Source organism: Salibacterium lacus (assembly GCF_042684865.1).
GTDB classification, from domain to species: domain Bacteria; phylum Bacillota; class Bacilli; order Bacillales; family Marinococcaceae; genus Salibacterium; species Salibacterium lacus.
In genome coordinates this window covers 485,691-510,619 of sequence record NZ_JBHUML010000002.1, presented here as the reverse complement: position 1 = coordinate 510,619, position 24,929 = coordinate 485,691, and the positions used below count along the sequence as shown (strand labels likewise).

At 46.6% G+C, this 24,929-nt stretch carries 24 protein-coding genes; 10 read left to right on the top strand and 14 right to left on the bottom strand.

Annotated features, from left to right (window positions below):
• Positions 1-3: 3 nt before the first annotated feature.
• From gltB to ACFSUB_RS03400, 3 genes are all read right to left on the bottom strand, one after another.
• A complete protein-coding gene (gltB, locus tag ACFSUB_RS03410) occupies positions 4-4,599 on the bottom strand; it encodes a glutamate synthase large subunit (RefSeq protein WP_380711775.1) in 4,596 nt (1,531 codons plus the stop codon).
• Between the two features lie 215 nt (positions 4,600-4,814).
• Positions 4,815-5,603 carry an NRDE family protein gene (locus tag ACFSUB_RS03405; RefSeq protein ID WP_380711774.1) on the bottom strand — a complete coding sequence of 263 codons (789 nt, stop codon included), beginning with the start codon at positions 5,601-5,603 and terminating at the stop codon, positions 4,815-4,817.
• A 15-nt stretch (positions 5,604-5,618) separates the two neighbouring features.
• Positions 5,619-6,032 (bottom strand): DUF2203 domain-containing protein, encoded by a 414-nt coding sequence (locus ACFSUB_RS03400; protein WP_380711773.1) that lies wholly within the window; start codon positions 6,030-6,032, stop codon positions 5,619-5,621.
• A 189-nt stretch (positions 6,033-6,221) separates the two neighbouring features.
• On the opposite strand from ACFSUB_RS03400, the gene ACFSUB_RS03395 reads away from it, so the two are divergent.
• The 3 genes from ACFSUB_RS03395 to ACFSUB_RS03385 all read left to right on the top strand — a co-directional run bounded on the left by ACFSUB_RS03395 (position 6,222) and on the right by ACFSUB_RS03385 (position 9,325).
• The gene (locus ACFSUB_RS03395) at positions 6,222-7,271 is read left to right on the top strand and encodes a toxic anion resistance protein (protein ID WP_380711772.1); all 1,050 of its coding nucleotides are present in this window, start codon (positions 6,222-6,224) and stop codon (positions 7,269-7,271) included.
• 27 nt (positions 7,272-7,298) lie between these two features.
• The gene (locus ACFSUB_RS03390; RefSeq protein WP_380711771.1) at positions 7,299-8,243 is read left to right on the top strand and encodes a hypothetical protein; all 945 of its coding nucleotides are present in this window, start codon (positions 7,299-7,301) and stop codon (positions 8,241-8,243) included.
• A gap of 89 nt (positions 8,244-8,332) precedes the next feature.
• Positions 8,333-9,325: a DUF2777 family protein gene (locus tag ACFSUB_RS03385; protein WP_380711770.1), complete on the top strand. Its 993-nt coding sequence runs from the start codon at positions 8,333-8,335 to the stop codon at positions 9,323-9,325.
• Between the two features lie 352 nt (positions 9,326-9,677).
• Here ACFSUB_RS03385 and ACFSUB_RS03380 read toward each other — a convergent pair whose 3' ends face one another.
• A complete protein-coding gene (locus ACFSUB_RS03380; protein ID WP_380711768.1) occupies positions 9,678-9,932 on the bottom strand; it encodes a hypothetical protein in 255 nt (84 codons plus the stop codon).
• Positions 9,933-9,944: 12 nt separating this feature from the next.
• Positions 9,945-11,084: a conserved virulence factor C family protein gene (locus ACFSUB_RS03375; RefSeq protein WP_380711767.1), complete on the bottom strand. Its 1,140-nt coding sequence runs from the start codon at positions 11,082-11,084 to the stop codon at positions 9,945-9,947.
• Between the two features lie 194 nt (positions 11,085-11,278).
• Between ACFSUB_RS03375 and ACFSUB_RS03370 the strand changes: the two genes are divergently transcribed.
• Complete coding sequence (locus tag ACFSUB_RS03370) at positions 11,279-12,007, top strand: metallophosphoesterase family protein (protein ID WP_380711766.1); 729 nt, start codon at positions 11,279-11,281, stop codon at positions 12,005-12,007.
• A gap of 90 nt (positions 12,008-12,097) precedes the next feature.
• On the opposite strand, the gene ACFSUB_RS03365 is transcribed toward ACFSUB_RS03370, so the two are convergent.
• The 5 genes from ACFSUB_RS03365 to ilvA form a co-directional block, all read right to left on the bottom strand.
• The gene (locus ACFSUB_RS03365) at positions 12,098-12,532 is read right to left on the bottom strand and encodes a TlpA disulfide reductase family protein (RefSeq protein ID WP_380711765.1); all 435 of its coding nucleotides are present in this window, start codon (positions 12,530-12,532) and stop codon (positions 12,098-12,100) included.
• On the bottom strand, positions 12,507-12,866 hold the full coding sequence (locus ACFSUB_RS03360; protein WP_380711764.1) for a thioredoxin family protein: 360 nt from the start codon (positions 12,864-12,866) through the stop codon (positions 12,507-12,509). The genes ACFSUB_RS03365 and ACFSUB_RS03360 overlap by 26 nt, the downstream gene beginning before the upstream one ends.
• A 47-nt stretch (positions 12,867-12,913) precedes the next feature.
• Positions 12,914-13,435, bottom strand: coding sequence for a type 1 glutamine amidotransferase domain-containing protein (locus tag ACFSUB_RS03355; RefSeq protein WP_380711763.1), 522 nt, complete (start codon positions 13,433-13,435; stop codon positions 12,914-12,916).
• Between the two features lie 26 nt (positions 13,436-13,461).
• Positions 13,462-14,214 (bottom strand): DUF3891 family protein, encoded by a 753-nt coding sequence (locus ACFSUB_RS03350; protein WP_380711762.1) that lies wholly within the window; start codon positions 14,212-14,214, stop codon positions 13,462-13,464.
• 364 nt (positions 14,215-14,578) lie between these two features.
• Entirely contained in the window at positions 14,579-15,826 is a 1,248-nt protein-coding gene (gene ilvA / locus ACFSUB_RS03345; RefSeq protein WP_380711761.1) for a threonine ammonia-lyase IlvA, read from the bottom strand.
• Between the two features lie 291 nt (positions 15,827-16,117).
• On the opposite strand from ilvA, the gene ACFSUB_RS03340 reads away from it, so the two are divergent.
• The 4 genes from ACFSUB_RS03340 (at position 16,118) to ACFSUB_RS03325 (ending at position 19,176) form a co-directional block, all read left to right on the top strand.
• Entirely contained in the window at positions 16,118-16,297 is a 180-nt protein-coding gene (locus tag ACFSUB_RS03340) for a hypothetical protein (protein ID WP_380711760.1), read from the top strand.
• A 144-nt stretch (positions 16,298-16,441) separates the two neighbouring features.
• Positions 16,442-16,774, top strand: coding sequence for a phasin family protein (locus ACFSUB_RS03335; RefSeq protein ID WP_380711759.1), 333 nt, complete (start codon positions 16,442-16,444; stop codon positions 16,772-16,774).
• 56 nt (positions 16,775-16,830) lie between these two features.
• Positions 16,831-18,507: an ABC1 kinase family protein gene (locus tag ACFSUB_RS03330; protein ID WP_380711758.1), complete on the top strand. Its 1,677-nt coding sequence runs from the start codon at positions 16,831-16,833 to the stop codon at positions 18,505-18,507.
• Between the two features lie 54 nt (positions 18,508-18,561).
• A complete protein-coding gene (locus ACFSUB_RS03325) occupies positions 18,562-19,176 on the top strand; it encodes a trimeric intracellular cation channel family protein (RefSeq protein WP_380711757.1) in 615 nt (204 codons plus the stop codon).
• Here the strand turns inward: ACFSUB_RS03325 and ACFSUB_RS03320 are convergent.
• The 4 genes from ACFSUB_RS03320 to ACFSUB_RS03305 all read right to left on the bottom strand — a co-directional run bounded on the left by ACFSUB_RS03320 (position 19,173) and on the right by ACFSUB_RS03305 (position 21,323).
• On the bottom strand, positions 19,173-20,003 hold the full coding sequence (locus ACFSUB_RS03320) for a sulfurtransferase (RefSeq protein WP_380711756.1): 831 nt from the start codon (positions 20,001-20,003) through the stop codon (positions 19,173-19,175). The two genes, ACFSUB_RS03325 and ACFSUB_RS03320, sit on opposite strands and share 4 nt — an antisense overlap.
• A gap of 21 nt (positions 20,004-20,024) precedes the next feature.
• Positions 20,025-20,396: a YppE family protein gene (locus ACFSUB_RS03315; protein ID WP_380711754.1), complete on the bottom strand. Its 372-nt coding sequence runs from the start codon at positions 20,394-20,396 to the stop codon at positions 20,025-20,027.
• A 43-nt stretch (positions 20,397-20,439) separates the two neighbouring features.
• Positions 20,440-20,919, bottom strand: coding sequence for a hypothetical protein (locus tag ACFSUB_RS03310; RefSeq protein WP_380711753.1), 480 nt, complete (start codon positions 20,917-20,919; stop codon positions 20,440-20,442).
• 149 nt (positions 20,920-21,068) lie between these two features.
• The gene (locus ACFSUB_RS03305; protein WP_380713170.1) at positions 21,069-21,323 is read right to left on the bottom strand and encodes a DUF370 domain-containing protein; all 255 of its coding nucleotides are present in this window, start codon (positions 21,321-21,323) and stop codon (positions 21,069-21,071) included.
• A 149-nt stretch (positions 21,324-21,472) separates the two neighbouring features.
• On the opposite strand from ACFSUB_RS03305, the gene recU reads away from it, so the two are divergent.
• Positions 21,473-22,066 (top strand): Holliday junction resolvase RecU, encoded by a 594-nt coding sequence (recU, locus tag ACFSUB_RS03300; RefSeq protein ID WP_380713169.1) that lies wholly within the window; start codon positions 21,473-21,475, stop codon positions 22,064-22,066.
• 87 nt (positions 22,067-22,153) lie between these two features.
• The gene (locus ACFSUB_RS03295) at positions 22,154-24,925 is read left to right on the top strand and encodes a transglycosylase domain-containing protein (protein ID WP_380711752.1); all 2,772 of its coding nucleotides are present in this window, start codon (positions 22,154-22,156) and stop codon (positions 24,923-24,925) included.
• Positions 24,926-24,929: the final 4 nt, after the last annotated feature.

Sequence of the window (24,929 nt, the reverse complement as noted above, 5' to 3'; positions counted from 1 at the left end):
CTGTTATTTTCCTCCCACGCGGGCTGCAGCTGTCTTCGTTTCGTTAAACGCGCTCATGATGGCTTCTTCTTCCGTCAGCCCTTCTTTTTTGGCGTTTTCGATAGAGGCCAGCATGTGCTTGTAGTCATATGGAATAACCTTCACAAATTTTGGAAGCATGTTCTTCCACTGCTGCAGTATGCTTTCTGCCAGAGAACTTTCTGTATACGAAACATGACGTTCAATCATACTTTTCAGACGTTTTATATCTTCTTCCTGCTCGACCGGTTCCAGGTTCACCATTCCCTGATTGCAAAACGAAGCAAGTGTCCCGTCCCGGTCCAGAACATAGGCCGTTCCGCCTGACATGCCGGCGGCAAAGTTTTTACCGGTGGCTCCAAGATTAACGACAGTTCCGCCTGTCATATATTCGCAGCCGTGATCACCGAGTCCTTCCACGACTATATCAGCACCGCTGTTACGGACGGCAAAGCGTTCTCCTGCTACTCCGCGTATATAGGCTTCACCGGAAGAAGCGCCGTAAAAGGTTGTATTTCCAATCAAAATGCTTTCTTCCGGAGCAAATGTTGAATTTTCAGGAGGAAAGGCGATAATTCTTCCTCCGGATAATCCTTTGCCGAAATAATCATTGGCATCGCCGACGAGGGTATGCGTCATTCCTTTTGGAAGGAAAGCGCCGAAACTCTGACCGGCGGATCCCCGGAACGTGAACCGGATAGTATCTTCCGGAAGACCTTCCACACCGTAACGTTTGGTTACTTCACTTCCTACAATGGTTCCGGTCACTCTATCGGTATTGCGGATGGCAAATTCGCCAAATACCGGTTCTTTATTCTGAATAGCATTGTCTGCTGCCTTCAAAAGTGTCGTGGCATCCAGAGATTCTTCAAGCTGATGGTCCTGTTCCCGGTGTCCGAAGTGTTTGGACTGATCCAGCTTCTTCGGACGGTACAGGAGATTGGTTAAATCTACAGCATTGGCTTTCCAGTTGTTCACGCTGTCTTTCTGCTTCAGCATGTCGGTTCTTCCAACCATCTCATTCAGATTTGTGAATCCAAGCTCCGCCATCACTTCACGAAGCTCTTCAGCAACAAAGTGCATAAAATTGACCACGTGGTCCGGACTGCCCATGAATTTCTTCCGCAGTTCCGGATTCTGTGTTGCGACCCCTACAGGACAGGTGTCCAGGTGGCATACACGCATAATCACACAGCCGAGTACAACGAGCGGCGCTGTCGAAAAAGCGTACTCTTCTGCTCCAAGCAGTGCAGCAACGGCCACGTCTCTGCCGGTCATCAATTTACCATCAGTTTCAACTTTAATGCGGTTTCTAAGGTTGTTCTCCACAAGGGTCTGATGCGTTTCCGACAACCCTATTTCCCAAGGCAGACCAGCGTGTTTAATGCTCGTTTTCGCCGCTGCTCCGGTTCCGCCGTCATAGCCGCTCACGACCAGACCGTCGGCGCGTCCCTTCGCCACTCCTGCGGCTATGGTTCCGACCCCGGTTCCCGATACCAGTTTCACACTGACCGTCGCGGACGGGTTGGCATTTTTCAAGTCGTGAATAAGCTGTGCCAGGTCTTCAATGGAATAAATGTCGTGATGCGGCGGCGGTGAAATGAGCCCCACTCCCGCGGTTGTACCACGGACTTTGGCAATCCAGGGATATACTTTGTTTCCGGGGAGCTGGCCGCCTTCTCCCGGCTTCGCCCCCTGGGCGATTTTTATCTGAATTTCATCTGCATTAACCAAATAATGACTTGTCGCCCCAAAGCGGCCGGATGCAATCTGTTTAATCGAGCTGCGTCTTGAATCTCCATTGGCATCCGGTATAAACCGGTCCGGATCTTCCCCGCCTTCACCCGAATTGGATTTTCCGCCGATTTTATTCATCGCAACCGCCAGGGCTTCGTGCGCTTCTTCGGAAATGGCACCAAAAGACATACCTCCGGTCTTAAACCGTTTGACGATATCTTCGGCCGATTCTACTTCATCCAGAGATACCGGGTTTCTTCCTTCGGTTTCAAATTCCAGCATCCCGCGCAGGGTCGTCTGTTTGTCCTCCTGTTTATTGATCGCTTTTGAATATTTCTTAAAAAGCTCATAATCATTCTGTTTTGCCGCATGCTGAAGCATGTGGATGGTATGCGGGTTGTATTGATGAGGTTCCCCGTTTCGTCTCCACTGCATATCGTCACCCGGCTCGAGGGTCCTGTCTGCGCCTTCCTGCTCCGTATAGGCTTTGCCGTGACGGATCAGGACTTCTTCAGCAATCATATCCAGTGTGACACCGCCGATGCGCGAAGGAGTCCAGGTGAAGTACCTGTCCACTACTTCCGGAGCAATTCCGACTGCTTCAAAAATCTGAGCGCCGCGGTAACTCTGAATCGTTGAAATACCGATTTTCGATAATACTTTCATGATTCCTTTGGTTGCCGATTTAATATAATCCTGCACAGCTTCTACATAAGAAGTGTCTTCAAGCCAGTTGTCCCTGATCATTTCATCAATGCTGTCAAATACCAGGTACGGATTTACTGCTTCCGCCCCGTAACCGAGCAGCACTGCATAATGGTGGACTTCCCGTGGTTCCGCCGTTTCCACTGCAATACTTACCTGGGTCCGCATTCCGTTACGGATAAAGTGGTGATGCAGGCCTCCGACAGCGAGCAGCGCCGGAATAGGCGCCCGGCTGCTGTCTACATCCCTGTCACTGAGAATAATAAGTGTCGCACCTTCATCCACAGCTTTATCTGCAGACGCAAACAAACTTTCAAGTGCAGGACCAAGAGCCCCTTTCCCTTCGGATGCATCAAAGACCATCGGGAGGGTTACGGATTGAAATCCTTCAATCTTATTAGAACGAAGCTTGGCAAAATCTTCATTATTCAAAACCGGCGTTTTCAGATACAGGTGACGGGCGCCTTCCGGTTCCGGATGAAGAAGATTTCCCTCTGTTCCAATCGTTGTACCTACGGCAGTAACCAGTTCTTCACGAATGGCATCTATGGAAGGGTTCGTTACCTGGGCAAACAGCTGCTTGAAATAGTTATAAAGAAGCTGGGGATTCTCCGATAGAACAGCAAGCGGAGAGTCATATCCCATCGAACCTACCGGATCCTGACCGCCGGCAGCCATAGGCTTGATTAATTTATCGAGTTCCTCATACGTATATCCGTACGCGATCTGTCTCTCTTTCAAATGATCAAAATCCGTGTTGTATACTTCACGACTCTCCATAACATCTTCAAGATCTGTCAGGCACTCTTCCACCCATTCTTTGTATGGGTTTTGAGTCACAATATCGTGCTTAATCTCTTCGTCCGGAACGATACGTCCTTCTTCCATATCTACAACGAGCATATGGCCGGGATGAAGTCGTTCTTTGTAAAGGATATCTTCGGGATCGAGGTCCAGGACACCGACTTCAGACGACATGACAATATGATCATCTTTTGTGACGTAATAACGTGCCGGACGAAGCCCGTTCCGGTCCAGACAGGCTCCCACTTTCCGGCCGTCTGTATAGGCAATCGCCGTCGGGCCGTCCCATGGTTCCATCAGCGTACTGTTAAACTTGTAAAACGCTTTTTTATCCTCAGGCATGTGATCATTATTCTGCCACGGCTCCGGAATCATAAGCATCGCCGCATGAGGCATGGAACGTCCGGCCAGCGTCAGAAATTCAAATGTATTGTCAAACATCGAGGAATCGCTGCCGTGATGATCAATAATCGGATGAACTTTATCCAGGTCCTCTTTAAATTTCTCGGAACGTACGACAGCTTCCCGGGCATGCATCCAGTTCACATTACCCTTTATCGTGTTAATTTCCCCGTTATGAATCAGGTAGCGGTTTGGATGCGCTCTTTCCCAGCTTGGAAACGTATTTGTTGAAAAACGGGAATGTACCATAGCCACAGACGTTTCAAACGCCGGATCGTGCAGTTCATAATAAAACTGCGGCAGCTGCTCGGTAGTGAGCATACCTTTATATACAATGGTACGTGAAGAAAGGCTCGCAAAATAAAAAGAATCCCCTTCTTCTACGGCGTTTCCAGCTTCATTTTCTATCCGCTTGCGGATAACATAGAGCTTTCTTTCAAAGTCATCCTGTGACAGTTCCGCTCCAACACGTTCGATGAACACCTGAAACACAGCCGGTTTCGTTTTCAGCGCAGCATTTCCGATCATGCTGTCATTTACCGGGACTTCCCTCCAGCCGAGCAGTCCCTGTTCTTCTTCAATAATAGTGTTTATTTCTTCCATGCTCCGGCGGAGCCTTGTTTCTTCGGCCGGAAGAAACATCATACCGACGCCGTAATTCCCTTCTTCCGGAAGGGTGAACGACAAATTCGCCTCCCACTTTTGGAAAAACTGGTGGGGCAGCTGCAGCAGCATCCCCGCTCCGTCTCCTGTGTTCGGTTCATCTCCCTGACCACCCCGGTGTTCCAGGTTTGCCAGGATCGTCAGGGCATTCTCTACTATATCATGTGATTTTTTCCCTTTTATATTGGCTAAAAACCCGATCCCGCAGTTGTCACGCTCAAAATCGGGACTATAAAGGCCTGTTCTCTGTGAGATATAAGGCTGTGTCATTACCTTCTCCACCTCTTTCAAATCTTGCTGACCGTTGGCAGCTCTCTCTTTTTAAAAAGTAATATACAAAAGCATATCATTTTTCTGACATTTCGGCAAATTATATAACAAAGATCTGTGTCTTTGTAAACGGTTTCTTTGCGTCACTGCTGTGTTTCAACTAACCAAAACACGGAAATGAGTATGCATAATTATAATATATGAAGAAAAAATATTCAATCGTTTCTCTTCGCATGACTCTCTTCCACGTTCCATTCAAATCTTGTATGTTCCGATATTTCAGCATCTTCAAGGTATGTCTTTTCTTCCAAAACAGCATCTCCCTTCTTCGACAGCATAAACACTGTCTGGGAACGTGTTCCATACCCTTCCATTTTTATGAACAGTGGTGACAATTTTTTTTCAAGGGTATCACCCACCCCTGTGTCCGGAAGCTGACCGGCATCTGCTTCATCTGAGTTGGATAACACCTTAAAAAAATCTTCCGTTCCAAGCGATGAACCGGACGTCTTCAGCAGTCTGGAGAAATCCGACTTGATTTTTTCCACTTTCGGCCATGGTGTGTTTAAAAATGCATTACTTAACCCGTGAATTCCCGGGGAAAGGTCCGTTTTTTTGTCCGGTGTCTGGTTTGTCGCATAGCAGACACCGGCCGGACTGCCGCCTACTATATTATACCCGCCGTATTGGTGCCGGTTTTGCTGCAGGCTTTCAAAAAAATGGTCCGGATGATCTGTTTCGAGAAAGTTCTTCACCATTTCACCACGGGATTTGGGCGCTTTTGTTTCTCCCGGATCTCTCACATTGGTTACAGCAGCAAATCGTCCGCTCTTTGTCACCCCCATCCAGGTACCACCCTGCTGCAGGTCTTTTCCCGCCATAATTGGTGAATCAGGCCAGGAATGCAGGGGAGCGGCCGGTCTGTCAAAAAACTCATCACGATTTGCTGCAACAATCAATGGATAATCAGGATGAACCCGGTATCCTATTCCTATCAGACACATCTGTCCTGCCTCCTGTCAGTCATCGTCGGTTTCACCAATAGTTCTTCGATGTTCGATCGATTCGGACCACTCATAATAGTTGGAGATATATTCTTCCCCCTGTTTCCATGATAGAAAAATAGATTTTCCCTGAAGGCGTGCTGGAAAATCAACAATGCCCTTTTCAATACTTTTTATATAGATGCCTGAGGACTCCAGCTGGTGTATCAACTGAAGAGCCTGAATTTCCATAAAATCAATGGTGGTTTCGAGTACAAAAATGTCTTCCTTGTACTTCATACCTTCCTGCAGTCTCCCTTTTTTTACAGCCTGAAGGTGATGATAACTGGTTTTGTATTCATGCTGCAGATGCTGCAGATGGACAATGTCTTCCCGAACATCCGGAAGAACAGCATTGGCTTCCCTTAAGCCGTAATATTTCCTGAACATTCTGACCTCCTTTCTACGATTAAATACTGTAATGTTGAATCTAATTGTAAATGTTATCGTACACAAATTATGGAGGAATGAAAAGCAATGTGCTACGAAGATCGTCAAAAAATGATATAATATAGACATAAGCATAATCAATGATCGGAAAACAGAATCCAATCGATTCTTTGTCAGGAGGGAAGCCCTATGACCAGTGAAAATGAACAGAATAACTCTGTTTTATCCGAAAGTGCCAAAGAAACCGTGAATGAAGCGGAAAAATACCTGGAACGCTTCAAACAGGAGAAAGACTCCGACGATCTGCTTTCCTCCATTGGAAGCATTGGCGAGACGGAACAGAAAAAAGCCGGTGAATCTCTTGATGCACTGAAGCGGCCGGTCCGGGAAATGATGAATCAAAAAGACAATGAACTTCCGGAGAAACTCCATGAGCTGAAAGGAATGGTCAGCGAACTTGAACCGGAGTACCTCAAAGAAGGCCGCCTGAAAAAAACATGGAATAAACTGCTCGGAAGAAGTCCAATGGAGCAATACGCCAGAAAATACGAAACGGTGGAAGCGCAGGTGGAAAACATTATCGAAGCTCTGCTTTCCGGCCGTGATAAGCTCCAGGAAGACAATGTGATGCTCGAACAGCTGAAAGAAACGGCGAAAGAACGAATTACAGAACTCCAAAAACAGATTGAAACGGGCAACCAGCTTAATGAAATGCTGGAGCAGGAAATGACCAAAGACGAGTGGAAAGATAATCCCTCCCCGCTGCAGAAAGGCCAGGAAAAAGTAATAACACGGGTCAAAAACATGCATCAGGCAGTTATGGTGCTGCAGCAGTCCCTTGCTTCCGTTGATCTGATTCTTGATAATAATGAAAAGCTGGAAGAAGCGATTTTCAATGCCATTACAATGACCAAAAATATTATCACAGTGACAGCTTCCATTCAGCTTGCCCTCGGCAACCAGCGGAAAGTAATCAATGCGGTCCAGAACGTCAACGAAGCGACGGAAAACATGATTTTAAGCAATGCTGAAATGCTGAAATCAAATACCGAAGACACCCTGAAAACTCTTGAGGAACCGGCTGTTGCGATTGAAACATTCCGTAAAGCCTACGAGGACGTTAACGCCGCTATTGAAATGACAGAACAATCCAACGAACGTATCGTACAGTCCGGTAAGAAATTCATCCAGGAACTCGATGAACTTAATGAAGAAATGAGAACAAAGTTACTCGAATAACAGTTTATACGAAAAAGGTGATTCAAGTTGGCTAAAGACTGGCTGTTGCATCCATGGCTGGAACGGTTTCTGCCGGACCGCATGCGGCCGGTGGATGATCATATTTTTTCTGATGCGCACGGTCTTGTCATCGTTCAGGAAACGGAGGGAGCTCTGGATCGTTTAATTGAATACGGCAGGCAGATTAAATCGTCTCAGAATTTCAAAAAAAACGGAGACACATTTCATTTCCGTCTCAAAGTGAATCAGAAACGGATGAAGCTGTTAAGTTACGAAAACCATAAATCCAAGGCTGCCATTAAGAAGAGAATCGTTATTGAATATTTCCGTAAATCCTACCTTCCCAAAAACCGGCAGAAACGATGTAAAGAGGCAACGGTGCAGTATATTAAAAACGGACAGACTTTTGTCCGCAGCATTCAGCAATCCACGTATTTCCAGGGTATTTTTGATAAGCTCGAGCAGCTCGATGATGCACTGCTCGGGGATCTGATTCAAAATCAAAGCCCTGCAGCCGGCGCCGCAGAACACAAAGACGGCGAACCATCGGGAGAAAAAGATTTTATTCACTCCGGTGAGGAACCATTTCATCAATTGATGGAGCTTGAAAAGAAGAAGACCGAATCATGGCAGGAACTGCCCGCCTTAATCAATAACCGCCTCTCCAGTCTTATGGAAGAAATACGGCGTACAGGTGATTTGTTTGATACACTTGATGTCGAAGACAGATACACCATAAAACGTATGCTCACCAAAGATATCCCCTCTTTGGTGGACACCTTTTTATCTCTTTCCTCCGATAACCGGGGAAAACAGACAGAACAGCTTTATGAAGCTCTCGTCAAAATGGAAGTGAACGTAGGAAAGCTGCGGGAAAAAACCGAGCACACAAAAGTGGAGCAGATGGAACAGCTTATTGAACTGAATGAACGCAGATATCCAGTACAAAGAAAGAACAACCCTTCGGAATAAACGGTTGTCAGGCTTGCTGAATCTGCACTCGATTGCGTATAATAAAGATAGATATCGAACGAAAAGTTACTATTAAAGTGAGGGGTACCATGAATCGCCAAGAAGCTTCCAAGCATATAGGCAGCACGGTCATCGTAGACCAGGGAGAAGACGGGGTGTATTACGGCAGACTGGAAGAAGTCCAGACGCCGCCGAAAAAGACATGGTCCGGAAAAGTGACCATTACAGGCCTGTTTGAAGTACCTGCTGTTCATCGATCTGACGTTATTTTGCAAATGAAAGAACAAAGCATAGTCGTGCCCGGCAGTAAAATTGACACCAGCAAAGACCAACCGGAAGAGAATTTTGATTCCACCGTTAAGACTGCTTTAAAGCAGGTTATCGAAGATCTTCATGCCGCGGCCGCTGCTTTTACATCTGAAGCAGAAACATGGAAAGAAGTGAAAGCATCATTTGAAGAAGAACCGGTAACACCTGTGGAAAATAACCAGGAAAATGAAGAACAGGCACCTGCCTATGTCACGTACCGTATAAAAAAACAGCAGGACCATCCGTTTCTTTATGAACCCATTTATGGAGATGAACTGGAACTGGAAGGATGCCCGTTTGAATTCGAAGTGAAGATTCAAGGCAAATGGCATCCAGTCTCCCACAGCCGGAACTTCACGTTCAAAGACGAAACGGGAGCTTCGGTCACTTTGAATGAAGGGGACAATGTCCGTATTCACACCGAGCAGTTCCAGCCTTTCACCATTCTTTTGAATGAACTGGAACATCCATCCCGCCAAAGTCTTCTGCAGGATCTTGAAAACTTTGGTTTCTCAAAATCCGATTTAATGGACTGTCACAACCGGCTGCTGCATGAACTGCTGCAATCTGAAGGAACTTCCACCTTTAAGGGAGTCAACTTCTTAATGTTCCAGTCGACTTCTTCAACACTGGTCGTTCAGCACCATTATGAGCGTGTCCTTAAATCCGATGCGCAGGATTACGTGTATGACCGCTTTGAGTTCACAGCCGATAACGGAGTACGCCGTATTTCCACATACACAAGCGCCTACTCCAAAGACCACGAATCCTGATAAGTAAAAAGAGTGTGGCGCAAAATAAAATTAAACAGTGAAAAACGAACGTTTTAGGTAACACGCATCCTAAACGTAGTCAAAATAGGGCTTCTCCTGCGGGAACAGCACGTGTCTCGAGACCCCACAGAAGGCGGGCTTCTTCCGAGATCCCGCAGGATGCGGGTCAGGTCGGCGCCCGCCAGGAGGTGCCGATCTTAGCCGATCTTCCTCCTTTTGAGCCGTGCCCGCGGAAAGAGCCCTATTTTGATGAAGTGATGGAAGATGTACCATAAAATGCCGAACGATTTTTTCTTAAATCGTTCGGCATTTTTCTATCTTATAGAGGTTTTGTCCCAGACTCTTTTTAGTATTATTCTTCTGCCGGGATATAAATGATTTCCACGCCCTCGTTTTGCAGTACTTCGATCAGCGTGTTATTCAAATGTTCATCACGAAGCAGACCAAGGGACTCCACCAGTTCCAGTTCGGCCAATTCACCCTGCTCCGCTTCTTCAAGCAGTTCCAAGGCTTCCTTCATTCCCTTTTCCTGCAGCTGCCATTTTAATTCCTCTTTCGTCATAACGTCCTCATGCCCCTTTCCAGTCGGATGAATCCGTTCTTTCACTCAATGGTCCATCTATTCTTTCATTCTATCTTCCTGCATTTTTTCGGTCATCTGTTTCCAGACCGAACCTTCAGCCTGCTTTCCTTCTTCAATCCTCTTCAACGCAAGGCCGGCCTGCAGGGCTACTTCAAATGCCGGATCGTTCGCAGTTTCACGGAGCGGCTCTATTGCTGTTTCATCTCCCACTTCATACAAAAACATTGCTGCTCTCCAGCGCACCAGTTTGTTTTTATCATTGAGTGCCTCTATCATAGCAGGTATACCCGCCGGGTCTCCCAAGTCGGAAAAACAGTCAGCGGCCGTTCGGCGTACGGTAACAGATTTATCATCCATTGCCTGTCTCAAAAGCGGCAGAATTACCGGCTTTTCAATCATACCAATGTAAACTACTGCAAGTCTTCGAACCGATGACTTCTCATCATGCAGTGCTTTTTCAAGGACAGGAAGGTCTGTTTCCTTCGGATTCATTTTGTCCAGTGCGGCATACCGGCTCCGCCAATCCGGATCATCCAGCATCTCAGATGTGACTTCAATAAACCGATCTTCAAACCGGCGGGCATTTTCTTCTCCGGACAGGGAAAGCTGCACGAGAGTATGAAGACGTTCCCGGGGATAAGCAGCCGATGTTTCCTCTGCTGCTTCTTCTGCTATTTCATCGAGATCGTCGCCGTAACGACGGCTGTGATCTTCCCACCGGCGCTGCATAACAATATTATCGTCTGCGGTCTGAGCTTGAAACGCAGCTTCCTGAAAGCGTTCCGGAAGCCCTTTTCGTTTTTCTTCCTCTCCGGATGTTACCTTGATCTGCATCGGGATATCTTTAAACATCTGCAGCTGCACCTGGACTTCTCCAAATGCATTATCCATTTCCATCGTCGTCTCTTTTGTTTCAGTGTCCTCTCCGAAGACACTGCGCACCTGAGCGAGCAACCCTTCCCATTCGGCTTTAGGGTGACGTTCCAGAGCCATGAAATCGGACACATGGTAAATCCCCGTGATCCCCTCGATTTCAAGTATCGGCCGGATAAAATCCGGTGCTTCTTCTTTGTTCTCCGCTTTATAGTTATTGCTTTTTCCTGACGGGAGCGATTCATCCATAATTAATTTCATCGTATTGGGACTTGGAGTCGGTTCTATGGATATAATGTTCATCGTTTCTCTCCTCACCTTACTATATTATATGTGTAAGTCCTGCACGTCACAGTCATAGATATGATTAATTTTAACACAAAGATTATTGTTTCTTCCAGTTGGGTGTATTCTGTGAAAATTGTTATGACAGCTCTTTTGTCTCATGTATAATGAAAAAGAAAGCTTTGAATCTTTGCTTAAAGGAGGATGCTTTTATGAATATTGCATTATTGTCTGATATCCACGGTAACGCCCGCGCGCTGAAAGCCGTGCTGAATGATTTGAAGGATAAGAATATTGATCAAATCTATATTCTTGGAGATTTGTGCTATCGCGGTCCTGAACCTAAAAACGCCTTGGAAACCGTCCGTTCCACCCCTGCAAAGGTGCTGAAAGGTAATGCCGATCAGTGGGTTGTACGCGGGGTCAGGAAAGGAGAAGTTCCAGACGCTGCGCTTGCGCTGATGAACCAGGAACAGGATTGGACAGTGGAACGCCTGAGCAGCGATGATATTCATTATCTGGATCAGCTGCCGGAGCACTTTCTGGATACGTATGATGAATCTGTTACGCTTCATGCTTTTCACGCTGTGCCGGATAACCTTTTTGATGCTGTTTCTGCCGACGCTTCTGATGAAACACTCCTTGATACACTCGGCACCGAGCCGGACGCCGATATTGTGGTCTACGGGCATATTCACACCCCCTACATTAGAACAACAGCTGATAAAACATTTATTAACACAGGGAGTGTAGGTCTTCCTTTCGATGGCGATCCGCGGCCGTCTTACGTCCTTCTTCAAATTGAAAATGGTGAATTTGAAGCTTCCATTCACCGGGTGGAATATGACAATGACCGGGTCACCGCGCAGTATGACGCCAATGATTATCCAAACAGCAGCCAGATGAAACAGGTCATTAAGAATGGAAGAAAGCCGTCATAACAAGTTATTTTCCCGCACCGTCTCTGGAAGACATAAAATATATCGTAAAAAACGAAGTCCGGTCGAAACCGGGCTTCGTTTTTTACCTTATCAACGGACCAATAAGGGTTCCACTCCTTTAATAATATCAACAAAAGCCGCCTTATCATTGAAACGATTGATAATGCGGAGATCTTCATCAAGAATGAACGTTGTCGGAACACCCATGCATTGGTATTTATCGTACGTTTTCGTATTCACATCACGCAGCACGGGAAACGTGTAACCATTCTCCTCCATGAATTGGGCAGGGGCGTCAACAGATCCCTCCCTGCCGGTTACATTGACAGTCAGAAACTGAATCTTGTCCTGGTCCAGGTTTTCATAAAAAGACTGTTTCTTTGCGAGATCACGGTGGGAATCCGGACACCAGGATGCCCAGAAAGTAAGCATTACCGGTTTACCCTTCCATTCATGTAAGCGCACCTGATTTTCACCGTCCAGCGTTGAAAGTTCAAAATCAGGAGCTGTTTTCGCTTCCTTCATCGTCCTGTTCCTCCTTTATTTCCGTCAGTGGCAGCAGACCATGCAGTCTTTTCAGCAAGGAAGGGATGGATTCAAACGCATAGATTGTACGTACTATTCTGCCCTTGCTGAATACTTTTAGACAGGGCACACTGCGGATCTCTTCTTCCTGAGCGGTTCCCGGCATCGTGTTTATATCAGCCTGCAGGAAAGCGGCATCGAAAATAGTTTCCACATAACCTGTCATCTGCGATGCCATTTGACACGTTCCGCATAACGGAGTGTAGAAAAAGACCGCCGCTGTGCTGCCATTATTTTTTAGTTCTTGGATGTCCTGTGCAGAAACTTCTTTCATGATAACTCCTCTATTTTGGGGGTCATCCGCCTCCGTTTTGCTGTGTATCACGTTTCCAGCGATTGAACGAGCGCCCGGCAGTATGCCGGAATATCCGGCGGACGCCGGCTGGATATAAGGTGTCCGTCGACGACCACTTCCTCATCATACCAGACGGCTCCTGCGTTTTTCATATCATCTTTGATACCAGGGGTGCTCGTCACTTTCTTATCAGTAAGGATATCCGCCGAAACAAGAACCCAGCCGGCATGGCATATCTGACCTATCAGTTTTTGATGATTGTCCATATGGCGTACCATGTCAATGACTTCCGGATAACGTCTCAGTTTGTCCGGCGCCCATCCGCCTGGCACAAGAATCCCGTCGTATTCAGCGGCGGAAACAGCGTTAAACGAAGCTTCTGCTTCAACCGGCACCCCGTGTTTCCCGTAATACGTTTTTCCTTTTTCTTTTCCGGTTAATACGACATCTATTCCTTCTTCCCTCAGTCTCATCACCGGCACCCAAAGTTCCAGGTCCTCAACATCTTCATCAACAAGCGCGATCACTCTTTTTCCATGTAAGGGCATCTTATTCTCCTTTCTTTAACCTTCTATCATTCACCATACACGCAGAAATGTCTTGTATATGCGGCGCTTTTTTGAAAAGCTTCGGAAAACCCTTTTTCCTCTGCTTCTTCTTTTAAAACCTGTCGTCCATGGATCGTTATATCAAGCGCGTCCTGCATCGGAAAGGGAGCGAGGCTCACGTTTTGCTTTCCGTTGAATTCCGCCTGGATCGTTTCATTGTTCAGAAAAGCAAAATGCTGCCGGAACCCGTTTTTGAACCAGGTGTTTTCTTTGTCTTTGGAAGCTCCGGGAGTATTCGTGCATAAATACAGTGAAAGGTCATCACAAAACTGCAGGATCTTCAAATGAGAATCTTCTGTATCCGGCTCCTGGAGCTCCTTACGCCACGTCTGCTGCCGCTGCGTTTCCTGTTCACGAAACCTGCGCCCGGTTTCTGTCAGGGCCGTATCAAAAAAAGAAGCATAATGCCGGCTGACTAAAAGACCACAGTAGCGGTGTATCCGGTCAGTTTCGAGAATGCCCCGCTGATACGCCTCTGTTTTTGGTTTTTCCGGATAATTGGTGAAATCATAAGGAGAGCCCTTTTCATCTGTAAGCGGGTCGTTGTCAAGTGGAATCCAGGCCCGGTCGTGTTCCCGGACAGCCGGAACCAGCTCATTCCAATACGGCCCGTGTTTCACAGCTTCATCCGCCCACCGTTTTATGATCTCAGCAGAAATCCGGGCATGTTCATGCTGAGGGATGCATTCATAGAAAGCTTCCGCTTCATTAATAATCAAGATTCTGCCCTCCTTCCATTTCTTCCGCCTCAGTTAAATAGTGGTTGCTGAATCAACAAAGTTTGCTGACACTGCAAAGACTTTGAGCTCTTATTTTGTACATAAATGCAAGGAAATTTCAGGACATGCTCCCAAAACCCTTGCACGTGGCAGGGCAGGAGTGGAAGGCGGCGCTGCCTGCGGCATAGAAGACACGGTGAGCCCCGGCGAACCGATGCCCGCCTTGTGCTCTGGAGTGAAAACGTCCGCCTGCAGCGGATGCTTCTTTGTCCCCGACGTATTCCTGAAATAGAAACGAGTGATAAGGAATCTTCCTCAAACAATAACCCTTTTATCAAGGATTCAGGAAGTCATTCAGCAGCCCCTAAATAAGAAAATGAAAAAGACTTTCTTCTTTGTTGATTTCGTTATACTGGAAATTTTTCTTTTCCAGCTGCTTAACAAGCTGGTCATAATCACCGGGGTCCGCCAGTTCAATACCAACAAGGGCCGGTCCGGTTGATTTGTTGTTTTTCTTCGTGTATTCAAACCGCGTAATATCATCATCGGGGCCGAGCACTTCATGAAGAAATTCGCGCAAGGCACCGGCACGCTGCGGAAAGTTGATGAGAAAGTAATGCTGCAGCCCTTCGTAGCGGAGTGATTTCTCCCGCATTTCCTCCATACGGCCGATATCATTATTGCCGCCGCTCACAACACATACGACAGTCTTTCCTTTAATTTCTTCCTTATAAAAATCGAGTGCTGAAATCGGCATAGCCCCGGCAGGTTCAGCCACCAGAGCATTTTCGTTGTATAATTCAAGAATCGTTGAACAGATTTTCCCTTCCGGAACGAGAGAAATATCATCAAGCAGACCGCGGCATACTTCATATGGTATGTCACCGACCCGTTTCACTGCCGCACCGTCCACAAACTTGTCCATGTCCTGAAGCTCCACCACTCCATTTTTGGCAATGGATTCTTTCATGCCCGGCGCTCCACCGGGTTCAGTGCCGATTACTTTTGTTTCAGGTGAGATCGATTTAACGTACGTTCCAATGCCTGAAATGAGTCCGCCCCCGCCGATCGTGCAGAACAAATAGTCAATCGGTTCTTCAATATCATTCATGATTTCCATACCTACCGTACCTTGTCCGGCAATAATCTTTTCATTATTGAACGGATGGATAAAAGCCATATCGTTTTCCTCTTTGCATGCCATCGCTTCCTGATACGAATCATCAAACGTATCACCGGTAATAACGACGTCGACATATTCTTTTCCGAATAATTTAACCTGCCCTATTTTCTGTTTCGGTGTCGTCGTCGGCATGAAGATTTTCCCTTTAACTTTCAGGGCTTTGCACGAATAGGCAACACCCTGGGCGTGGTTGCCTGCACTCGCGCATACCACACCGTTTTTCAGTGTTTCTTCAGATAAGCTCTGCATAAGATAGTAAGCTCCTCGTATTTTAAAGGAGCGCACCACCTGCAGATCTTCTCTTTTTAAATACACATTGGCACCATATCGTTCGGAAAGAACCTGATTTTTCTGCAGTGGTGTATGTGTTACTACATCCTTTAGTGTTTGATTAGCTATAATGATATCTTCTATATGAATCCCTGGCATTTCTCATTTTCCTTTCCTGTCGTTCCATTTCCGGATACATTTTACATTATACTTCTTCCATACACGTTTTTTATTGTAACATGATACGTCCACCCTAACGACTGTTCTGTCCACTTGAAATGAACGTGAAGATATCCGTATGTGGATTGATAAATAATTTCTTCGCGGATATAATAAAAGGAGGTATTTCTATTGTTTTCCCTCTGCTTTACCATGTATGATAATGATATACTGGGACAAAGTGTTTTAACCAATGTACATAAAAATCAATGCGTGAAGGAGGCCTTTCTTATGAAAAGACTCAGTGCAGTGCTTCTTGCCCTGATTATCTTCACTATGCCGGCGGCTGCATCAGCATCCTCGGTAAATGCCTGGAACGACGCGGACAACAGTTTAATAGCAGGACTGTCCGTCATATCGGTTGTCGTCCTCGTATTTTTCATTTATTCCATGCTCCGCGACAACGGGTAAGAACTTTATTTATATTTCCCTGCAGGCTTGTCTGAATAGAGTATTCTATTTTCAGGTAAGCCTTTTTCAGGACGTTCTTTTCTATTGTAAAAAATCATACCGGCAAACACAACGGAACCGCTAAAAATGATACAGGAGGAAAATATGATGAATGATATGCTGAAAAAAGGATTTTTTCTCGGTCTCGGCGCTGCTTCCTACGGAAAAGAAAAAGTCCAGACTTATATTGACGACCTGGTTACGCGCGGCAGAATTACACCTCGGGAAGCCGAGCAGTGGAAAGAGGAACTGATCGAACGCGGGAAACATATGGAGTCGGACTGGAGCGGGCGCTCAAAAGATAAAGCAAGAGATGCCTTCCGGGACCTTGGACTTGCCTCGGACACCGACATTGAACGGATTGAAGCCAAACTTCATGAGCTGGAAGAGAAGCTTGAACAGTATAAAGATAACGGATCGGATAATAACGAAAGCTGAACGGATGGATCAAAAAGCCGATTTAAGGTTTTATATTCCTGGAAAGGAATTGTTACATGGAAATATCACGAGGTCTTAAACACGCGAACCGCTACAGAAAGATAGCAGCTACTCTTGCCCGGCACGGTTTCGGATATATCCTGCAGGAAGTGGGGCTGTTTCACATTTTATCCCTTCCAAAACGCATGGCTTCCAATCCGGATGATGTTAACATGCACTCGATAGGACAGCGGATCCGCAGAGTACTGGAAGAACTTGGACCTACTTTTATAAAACTTGGTCAGATGATCAGCACGAGAGAAGATATCTTTCCTCCGTCCATCATAGAGGAGCTGCAGAAACTGCAGGATGAAGTCTCTCCTTTTCCGTTTGAAAAGGCACAGCAGATTATGGAACACGACCTTGGACACCGCGCAGAGGATTTGTTCGCATCATTTTCCGACGAACCGATTGCTGCGGCCTCCATCGGCCAGGTATACAAAGCCAGACTCCACGATGGAACAGACGTGGCGGTCAAGGTATCACGTCCGCATATTAAGGAAACCATAGAGAAAGACATTGATATACTGAGAGACCTTGCCAAACTATTTACCCAGCGTTTTCAGTGGGCAAGCTATTATCAGTTACAGGACGTTATCGAGGAATATGTAGATGCTATACGGGATGAAGTGGATTACTACGTCGAAGCGCGTAACACGGAGAAAATGAAAACCAACATGGAACAGTTCCCGGCTCTTGACATTCCAGAGGTGTTCGAATCTTATTCGAGCCGCCGTGTGCTTACCATTTCTTTTCTGGACGGTACAAAGTTTTCCGAACTGGAGCATACCGATAAACAGTTTAACAAAAAAGAAATCGCGCGTTCCCTCACGGACGCTTTCTTTCACCAGGTCATGGTGGACGGATTTTTTCACAGTGATCCCCACCCCGGAAATATTGTCTTCACCGGCTATGAAACAGCAGGGCTGATTGATTTCGGGCAGATCGGCAGGCTCAATAAAGAAATGCGCCGCCAGTTCATCAATTATATTATTGCCATGACCCGGAAAAAACCGGATGAGGTGGCTGCGGCCATATACGAAATGGCCGATATTCCGGATACGATTGATCACGATCAGTTTGCCGAAGATGTCTATTATCTGCTTTCCAAATACTACGAAAGATCTTTTCAGGATATCCGGTTCGGCGAGGCGATCAATGATATTTTTGCCACCTCCCACCGGTACGAGATTCAGATTTACAAAGAATATACGATGCTGGCCAAAGCATTAATTACGTTCGAAAGCATCATCGAACATCTTGACCCGGATCTCAGCATTGTTGAAATAGCGGAACCGTACGGCAAGAAACTGGCGATGGAGCAGATAAATCCTAAAAACATCGCCAAAGACTGGTGGAACGAAGGCGTGCGGCAGCGGGATTATCTCCTCGATATCCCAAGAGAGTTCCGCGATGCCCTCGCCAAATTGAACAAAAGCCACGTCGGTATTGAGATGAAAGTACCGAAGATGAATATCTTTTTGAATAAGCTGGACCGGATCAGCAACCGCCTTTCTTTCAGTATTATACTGCTTGCGTTCAGTATCATCATGGTCGGTCTGATTGTCGGGTCCACGTTCGGCGATTCCTCTTCTCCACTCGTCACTCTGCCGGTCATCGAAGTCAGTTTCATTATTTCATTTGTTATGTTTGTATGGCTCCTGTATGCTATATTCAAATCCGGACGATTTTGAATATCCCGGCCTGATAGGGCCGGGAATTTTTGTTAACAAAGGAGGCGGTCCCGGGTGACGTGGGACATTCTCAATATTATCGGCACTACCGCTTTTGCGTTAAGTGGTGTTTTTGCTGCAATGGATGAAGAATATGATTTAATGGGGATTTATATTCTCGGGTTCGTGACAGCTTTTGGCGGCGGAGCTGTGCGGAACCTTTTGATTGGGGTTCCGGTCACTAATCTGTGGGAACAGGAAGCTTTGTTTCTTACCGCTTTTATTATTATGACGATTGCCTTTTTGCTGCCGCGTTTTTTATTTGAAACGTGGAGAAAATGGGGTCTTATGTTTGATGCCATCGGCCTGGGATCTTTTGCTGTGCAGGGGGCCATTTACGCCTCTGAAATGAACCTGCCGCTCAGTGCTTCCATAGCCGCGGCCGCGTTAACGGGTACCGGCGGCGGAATGATCCGCGATGTGCTGGCCGGCAGAAAACCACTGTTTCTGCGCCATGAAATTTACATCGCCTGGACGGTTCCCGCCGGTATCGGTATCGGCATGGGCTGGATTTCCTCCATGCCGGGATACATAACCATCCTCGCCTTGATTGTTATTGCCAGGATGCTGTCTGTGCACTATGGATGGCGCCTTCCAAGAAGCCGGCCGATAAGACAACAGCAGCACTAATCTTTTTCCACCGGCAGATCCCCGTAGGAAATCCAGTCACTCCAGCTTCCGGCATAAAGCCGTGGATTTTCGTACCCTGCTTCTTTAAGTGCAAGTACGTTTACGCATGCTGTCACACCGGAGCCGCAGTAAGAGTAAATCTTCTCCTCTTCCGGAAGCTGATAAAAGTGGCTTTTCAGTTCTTCCGGACGTTTCCAGATTTGATTTTCATTCAGTACACCCTTCCAGAAATAATGTTCTGCGCCCGGAATATGCCCGGCCGTATGATCCACCGGCTCCGTTTCTCCGCGGTAGCGTTTTTCATCGCGTCCGTCGATGATCCGGCTTGATTCTTCATGAAGCGCTAATTTGATTTCTTCTACGGATGCCAGCATCTGAGGCTGGATACCGGCAGTAAATTCTCTTCTTTTCCATTCAGGCTCCCGGCTTTCAACAGGGTATCCTTCCTGCTTCCATAACGAAAACGGCCGGTCCATGACAAATGTCCGTGCGTGTCCAGCGTACATCATCATCCACCAGAACCGCGCAGCCATGGCTCCTCCCTGGTCATCATAAGCAATGACCATGGTGTCCTGATCTATTCCTGCTTCTGATAACGCCTCAGAGAATTGATCCATATCCGGAAGCGGATGTCTTCCTCCATAGGATTCCTCCGCTGCACTCAAGTCTTTTTCCAGATCCATATGGACAGCACCCGGTATATGCTCATTTTGATATGCCTGTTTTCCTGCCTCGGGCTTTCCCAGCTGAAAACGGCAGTCTACAATACGCACATCCAGTCTGCTCCGCACCTTTTCCACCCATTCAGGTTCTACAATATACTTCACTGTTATCCCGCCTTTTTTGGCCTATAAATGAAGCTGTTCTTCCATTCCGGTTAAAATATAATCAATCGACTGAATCATCTCCCGAAACCGTTTCTTTTTCGTATCGGACTGAAAAGACCGAATCGAAGAGATACACATATTCTCATGGGTATCATCAATCTGCTTCAAGTAAAAATAAGTCGGTTTTTCTTCTATAATCCATTGTTCCGCAAGTGGTTTCCAGGCATCAGCCGTCTCTTTCATCCGGTCGGCAAACGGTTTGACCTCTTCATAGAAATCGGGTGTATACTCCGGATTCTGTGCTATGGTTGTGAAATTCTGAAGCGATTCTTCATTATATTTTTTTAACCTTTGTATTTTCGTATGAAGGTCTTGTTTTTGTTCCTGCTGCATATCCGTCCCCTCCTCTTCTCCATATCGTACCACGAGGAAACAGTCATTCAAACTGAAAGAGTCCTGCCGGCGTATGGTTTGAATAAGGAATACCGGCCGCCTCTTCCTGTTTCCGGCGCGGCTTCGGACTCTGCTCCTCCATTTGTTTTTCAAGCTTGTCCATTTTTTTCATCAATGCTTCTATTCTCCTGCGCTGCTCCATCATTTGAAAAGTCACAATATCGTCTGCTTTATTCATAATCATCCGTTCCAGTATCTGAACATTTTCTTCTGTCTGCGCCAGGCGTTCCAGCATAACCGTACGGCTGATGTGCTCACTGTGTTCCGATGCATGATATCCGTCCTGCTGATGCTGATTTTTGATTTTCAGAAATTCGGGAACAGTATCTTCAGAGAAGCAGTAGTGGCCACTCGCGTTAACAGTGTAAGGGATATGGTATTTTTTTACCCATTTTAAAACGGTTGCCGGTGAAATCTCCAAGCGCAGCGCAATGTCTTTGGTTTTGCAGTACTGTTCTGTCATTTTGCATTCCTCCTTTTTCCTGTCTCTTTCTTTCTTCTTTGAAAAAAGAAACCCTGCCGAACTGACAGAACTAGTGCTTATTCGAAAAAGGAGGTATAAATCAGCCTGAAATCTACAAAAAAAGCTCCGGTATAAACCGAAGCTTCGCGCTAACTACCACTTTCATTCTCATTTAACCGCTGTGCCACCGTTTCAGGCTGAATAGCGGAAAGCAGAACGTGGTCGCTATCTGCAAGGATAATACTCCTTGTTTTTCTACCGTTTGTTACATCAATCAGCATTTTTCTATCCCGGGCTTCCTGAATCAAACGTTTCGTAGGGGCGGAGTCCGAGCTGACAATGGATATGATTCGTTCAGGCGGCATCATATTGCCAAAACCAAGATTAACCGGCTTCTCATTCATTGATTCTTTCACTCTCCCTTACTGTATTATCATAACATGAGTCTCCCCATCATTGTCTACTTTCCCCTTTTGTGTGAAGAAAGATGGTTCTTTCCATGGCAGGTATATGCTATGATGGAGAAATGAAATACAGCAAAGCAGGTGGTATTATGGCCTTTCGATACCCCGGCGGGAAAAAGTACACCGGTTCCCGCCGGCAGCACACATCTTCTTCCCCTTCTTTCTTTGGAAACCGGGGGATGACACTGGAGCAGGATCTTAATGATACCAACCAGTATTACCGGTCTACCGGAAGAGCTGTTATTCATAAGAAACCCACCCCTGTGCAGATTGTGCATGTTGACTATCCGAAACGAAGTGCTGCAAAAATTACCGAAGCTTATTTTAAACAGCCGTCGACGACAGATTATAACGGTATTTACCGCGGCCGTTATATTGATTTTGAAGCAAAAGAAACACGAAATAAAACTTCTTTTCCTTTTGGCAACATCCATGCCCACCAGATGGACCATATGAGTGAAGTGCTCCGCCACGAGGGCATTGCGTTTTTAATCATTCGTTTCACGCTTCTTGAAGAGACGTATTTATACGATGCCGCCCGTTTCATAGAGTGGTATTTTGGACAGAAGGAACGAAAATCCATACCTCTGCCGGATATCAGGGAAAACGGTCATCTGATCCCTCTTCAATACAGCCCGCGTATAGATTACCTTGACATCATCGATCGTATTTATTTTTCATAATGTAACGTTTTGGAGCATGGGCCGACTAATTTTGTGATAAACCCATGCCAAAATGAAACATCTTAAGAGAAAGGAAGAAAACAAACCATGAGCCAGGATTACCGCTCGAGACAGGAAAAACGCCGGGCACAGCAGACCTCGGGCAAAAAAAAGAAAACATCAGGCAAACGCTCTGTCTTTAAGAAAATAATTCTTGCTATATTTATCACTGGAATGCTGCTCGTACTCGGAGGAGGTATCGCAGCGGGTTTTATGATCAGCAATGCACCCGACCTTGATCCCGAAGAACTCGTTCTCTCCGAAGCAGCCGAGATATATGACCAGAACGGCGAGCAGGTGACCAGGCTTCAGGCCGGACAGAACCGCGATCTCATAGATATTAATAACCTGCCGGAACATGCCAAATCAGCGTTTATTGCTGTAGAGGATACACGATTTTATGATCACTTCGGGATTGATATTATTCGTGTGTTCGGTGCACTGGCCGCAAACGTATCCGAAGGTTTTGGTGCGGAAGGTGCCAGCACCATTACACAGCAGGTCGTAAAGAACGCCTTTTTGTCACCGGATAAGACGATTACAAGGAAAGTTCAGGAGCAGTACCTTGCCATCCGGCTGGAGCAGCAGTATTCCAAGCAGCAGATCCTTGAGATGTACTTGAACATGATCTATTTTGAACAAGGGGCTTACGGTATCGGTGAAGCATCGGATGTGTATTTTAATAAAGATATTGATGAATTAACCATCGAAGACGCTGCGCTTCTTGCGGCTATTCCGAGAAGACCGAACCATTATGAGCCCATTCAGAATCCGGAAACCGCCAAAGAACGGAGAAACATGATTATCGGTCTGATGCAGGAAAATGATTTCATTTCCAGTGAAGAAGCGGAGCAGGCCGAATCCGTTAATATTAATGATCAGCTCGATTATAATCCGACCAAGGAAGGATTGGTATATGATTCGTTTATCACCCACGTTCAGAATGAGATGGAAGATGTGGAAGGTATCTCTTCCAATGAGCTTTATTCTGCCGGGTTGAAAATCTATACCACGCTTGATCCTGATGCCCAGAAGTATGCCGAAGAAGTTATTAATACGAACCAGCACATCGATAACTATCCAAGCAGTGACCAGTTCCAGGTTGGGTTCACATTAATGGATACCGAAACCGGTGCTATTAAAGCAATGGTCGGCAACCGGCAGAGTCAGGATGTTGCTAAAGGATTTAATTTTGCCAGTAACGGCAGCGGTCAACCCGGTTCTACCATTAAACCGATTCTGGATTACGGTCCGGCAATTGAATACAATCAGTGGTCCACGTACCACCAGCTTGTCGATGAACCGCACACCTATACCGAAGATGGCGATGATCAAATACGAAACTATTCCGGAGGGTATAGAGGGTCAGTGAGCATGAGAGAGGCACTGGTGAACTCCATTAACGTTCCGGCCGTCAAAGCGCTGCAGGAAACCGGACTGGAACAAGCCGGTGAATTCGCCCGTGGTCTTGGGTTGCCTCTGGACACGATTTACCCGGCTTCTGCTCTTGGCGGAACGAAGAGACTTTCAAGCTTGGACATGGCCGGAGCATACGCAGCCTTTGGTAATGAAGGAACGTATTCGGAACCTCATGCGGTACGCCGCATCGAATTCCGGGACGGACGGGAAATCACGATGGAACATGAATCCCGCCAGGCTATGCAGGATTACACTGCGTACATGATCACAGATATGCTGCAAGACGTTGTAGATGAAGGAACCGGAACCGGAGCTGACATTTCAGGTCTGCCGCTCGCCGGTAAGACAGGAACGACCAACTTTACTGATTCTGAACATGAGCAGTACGGCATTCCGCACGAGGGCGATCCGGACGTGTGGTTCGCAGGCTACACCCCGCGTTATACGGCAGCCGTCTGGACCGGTTTCAGCTCCGACCGGGGCGAGAATCACCTGATCGGCAGCGAAAGCAACATTGCCAAGGAAGTATTCCGGCTCATTATGTCCCATGTATCAGAAGGTACGGATACCCCGGACTTTCAAAAGCCGGATTCCGTCAATGAGATTGATATAGAACGGAGTACCGGCCAACGAGCCAGTCAATACACTCCGCAAAGTGAAATCATCACCGAACTGTTCGTAGAAGGTACCGGTCCGGAGAATATTTCAGATGAATTCGCAGAGCCTGAAACCATTTCCGGATTGAATGCGTCCTACAATGAAGAAGATGATGAGATCCAGGTAAGCTGGGATTATGATCAAAATGAGCTGGACGGCCGCGCTTTTGAGGTGGAACACAGGACAGAGGACGGCTCATACGAATCACTCACCACCCAGTCCGGCTTAAGCTATACTCTGTCATCTCCGCAAAAAGGCACAACCCACGGCTTCCGGGTTACCGTGATAAATGAGGAAGGACCGAATCAATCCAGTTCCTCTTCAGAGGTTCAGGTGAATGTCCCCGAAAACGACGAAGACATGGATGAAGACGCGGACGACGAAGACGACAACAATGAAAATGAAGACGGCGAAGACGGACAGAACGGCAGCAGCGGGGAGACAGACAACTCTGAAGACAACGATTCCTCCAACAGTGATGAATCAAATAACGATCAGTCAAATGACGAGGAATCCGGTAATAACGAGGACAGTAATGATAACGAGGAAAACAACGATAACAATGACGGCAGCAATAATGACTCCAGTAACAACACCAGCGATTCGGAGAATGACAGCAGCGACGGATCAAGTGACAGCAACGACGACAGTGAAGTACAATCCAATTCCTCCGATAACGGCAGTACGGATGACAGCAGTGATTCAGACTCATCCGGCACCGATGATGACGAGTCGACGAATTAAAGTC

What these genes read in the sequence shown, in the direction of transcription:
- gltB (WP_380711775.1), bottom strand. Translation starts at nt 4,599, where the DNA reads ATGACACAGCCTTATATCTCACAGAGAACAGGCCTTTATAGTCCCGAT.
- ACFSUB_RS03405 (WP_380711774.1), bottom strand. Translation starts at nt 5,603, where the DNA reads ATGTGTCTGATAGGAATAGGATACCGGGTTCATCCTGATTATCCATTG.
- ACFSUB_RS03400 (WP_380711773.1), bottom strand. Translation starts at nt 6,032, where the DNA reads ATGTTCAGGAAATATTACGGCTTAAGGGAAGCCAATGCTGTTCTTCCG.
- ACFSUB_RS03395 (WP_380711772.1), top strand. Translation starts at nt 6,222, where the DNA reads ATGACCAGTGAAAATGAACAGAATAACTCTGTTTTATCCGAAAGTGCC.
- ACFSUB_RS03385 (WP_380711770.1), top strand. Translation starts at nt 8,333, where the DNA reads ATGAATCGCCAAGAAGCTTCCAAGCATATAGGCAGCACGGTCATCGTA.
- ACFSUB_RS03375 (WP_380711767.1), bottom strand. Translation starts at nt 11,084, where the DNA reads ATGAACATTATATCCATAGAACCGACTCCAAGTCCCAATACGATGAAA.
- ACFSUB_RS03370 (WP_380711766.1), top strand. Translation starts at nt 11,279, where the DNA reads ATGAATATTGCATTATTGTCTGATATCCACGGTAACGCCCGCGCGCTG.
- ACFSUB_RS03365 (WP_380711765.1), bottom strand. Translation starts at nt 12,532, where the DNA reads ATGAAGGAAGCGAAAACAGCTCCTGATTTTGAACTTTCAACGCTGGAC.
- ACFSUB_RS03360 (WP_380711764.1), bottom strand. Translation starts at nt 12,866, where the DNA reads ATGAAAGAAGTTTCTGCACAGGACATCCAAGAACTAAAAAATAATGGC.
- ACFSUB_RS03355 (WP_380711763.1), bottom strand. Translation starts at nt 13,435, where the DNA reads ATGCCCTTACATGGAAAAAGAGTGATCGCGCTTGTTGATGAAGATGTT.
- ilvA (WP_380711761.1), bottom strand. Translation starts at nt 15,826, where the DNA reads ATGCCAGGGATTCATATAGAAGATATCATTATAGCTAATCAAACACTA.
- ACFSUB_RS03340 (WP_380711760.1), top strand. Translation starts at nt 16,118, where the DNA reads ATGAAAAGACTCAGTGCAGTGCTTCTTGCCCTGATTATCTTCACTATG.
- ACFSUB_RS03335 (WP_380711759.1), top strand. Translation starts at nt 16,442, where the DNA reads ATGATGAATGATATGCTGAAAAAAGGATTTTTTCTCGGTCTCGGCGCT.
- ACFSUB_RS03330 (WP_380711758.1), top strand. Translation starts at nt 16,831, where the DNA reads ATGGAAATATCACGAGGTCTTAAACACGCGAACCGCTACAGAAAGATA.
- ACFSUB_RS03315 (WP_380711754.1), bottom strand. Translation starts at nt 20,396, where the DNA reads ATGCAGCAGGAACAAAAACAAGACCTTCATACGAAAATACAAAGGTTA.
- ACFSUB_RS03310 (WP_380711753.1), bottom strand. Translation starts at nt 20,919, where the DNA reads ATGACAGAACAGTACTGCAAAACCAAAGACATTGCGCTGCGCTTGGAG.
- ACFSUB_RS03305 (WP_380713170.1), bottom strand. Translation starts at nt 21,323, where the DNA reads ATGAATGAGAAGCCGGTTAATCTTGGTTTTGGCAATATGATGCCGCCT.
- recU (WP_380713169.1), top strand. Translation starts at nt 21,473, where the DNA reads ATGGCCTTTCGATACCCCGGCGGGAAAAAGTACACCGGTTCCCGCCGG.
- ACFSUB_RS03295 (WP_380711752.1), top strand. Translation starts at nt 22,154, where the DNA reads ATGAGCCAGGATTACCGCTCGAGACAGGAAAAACGCCGGGCACAGCAG.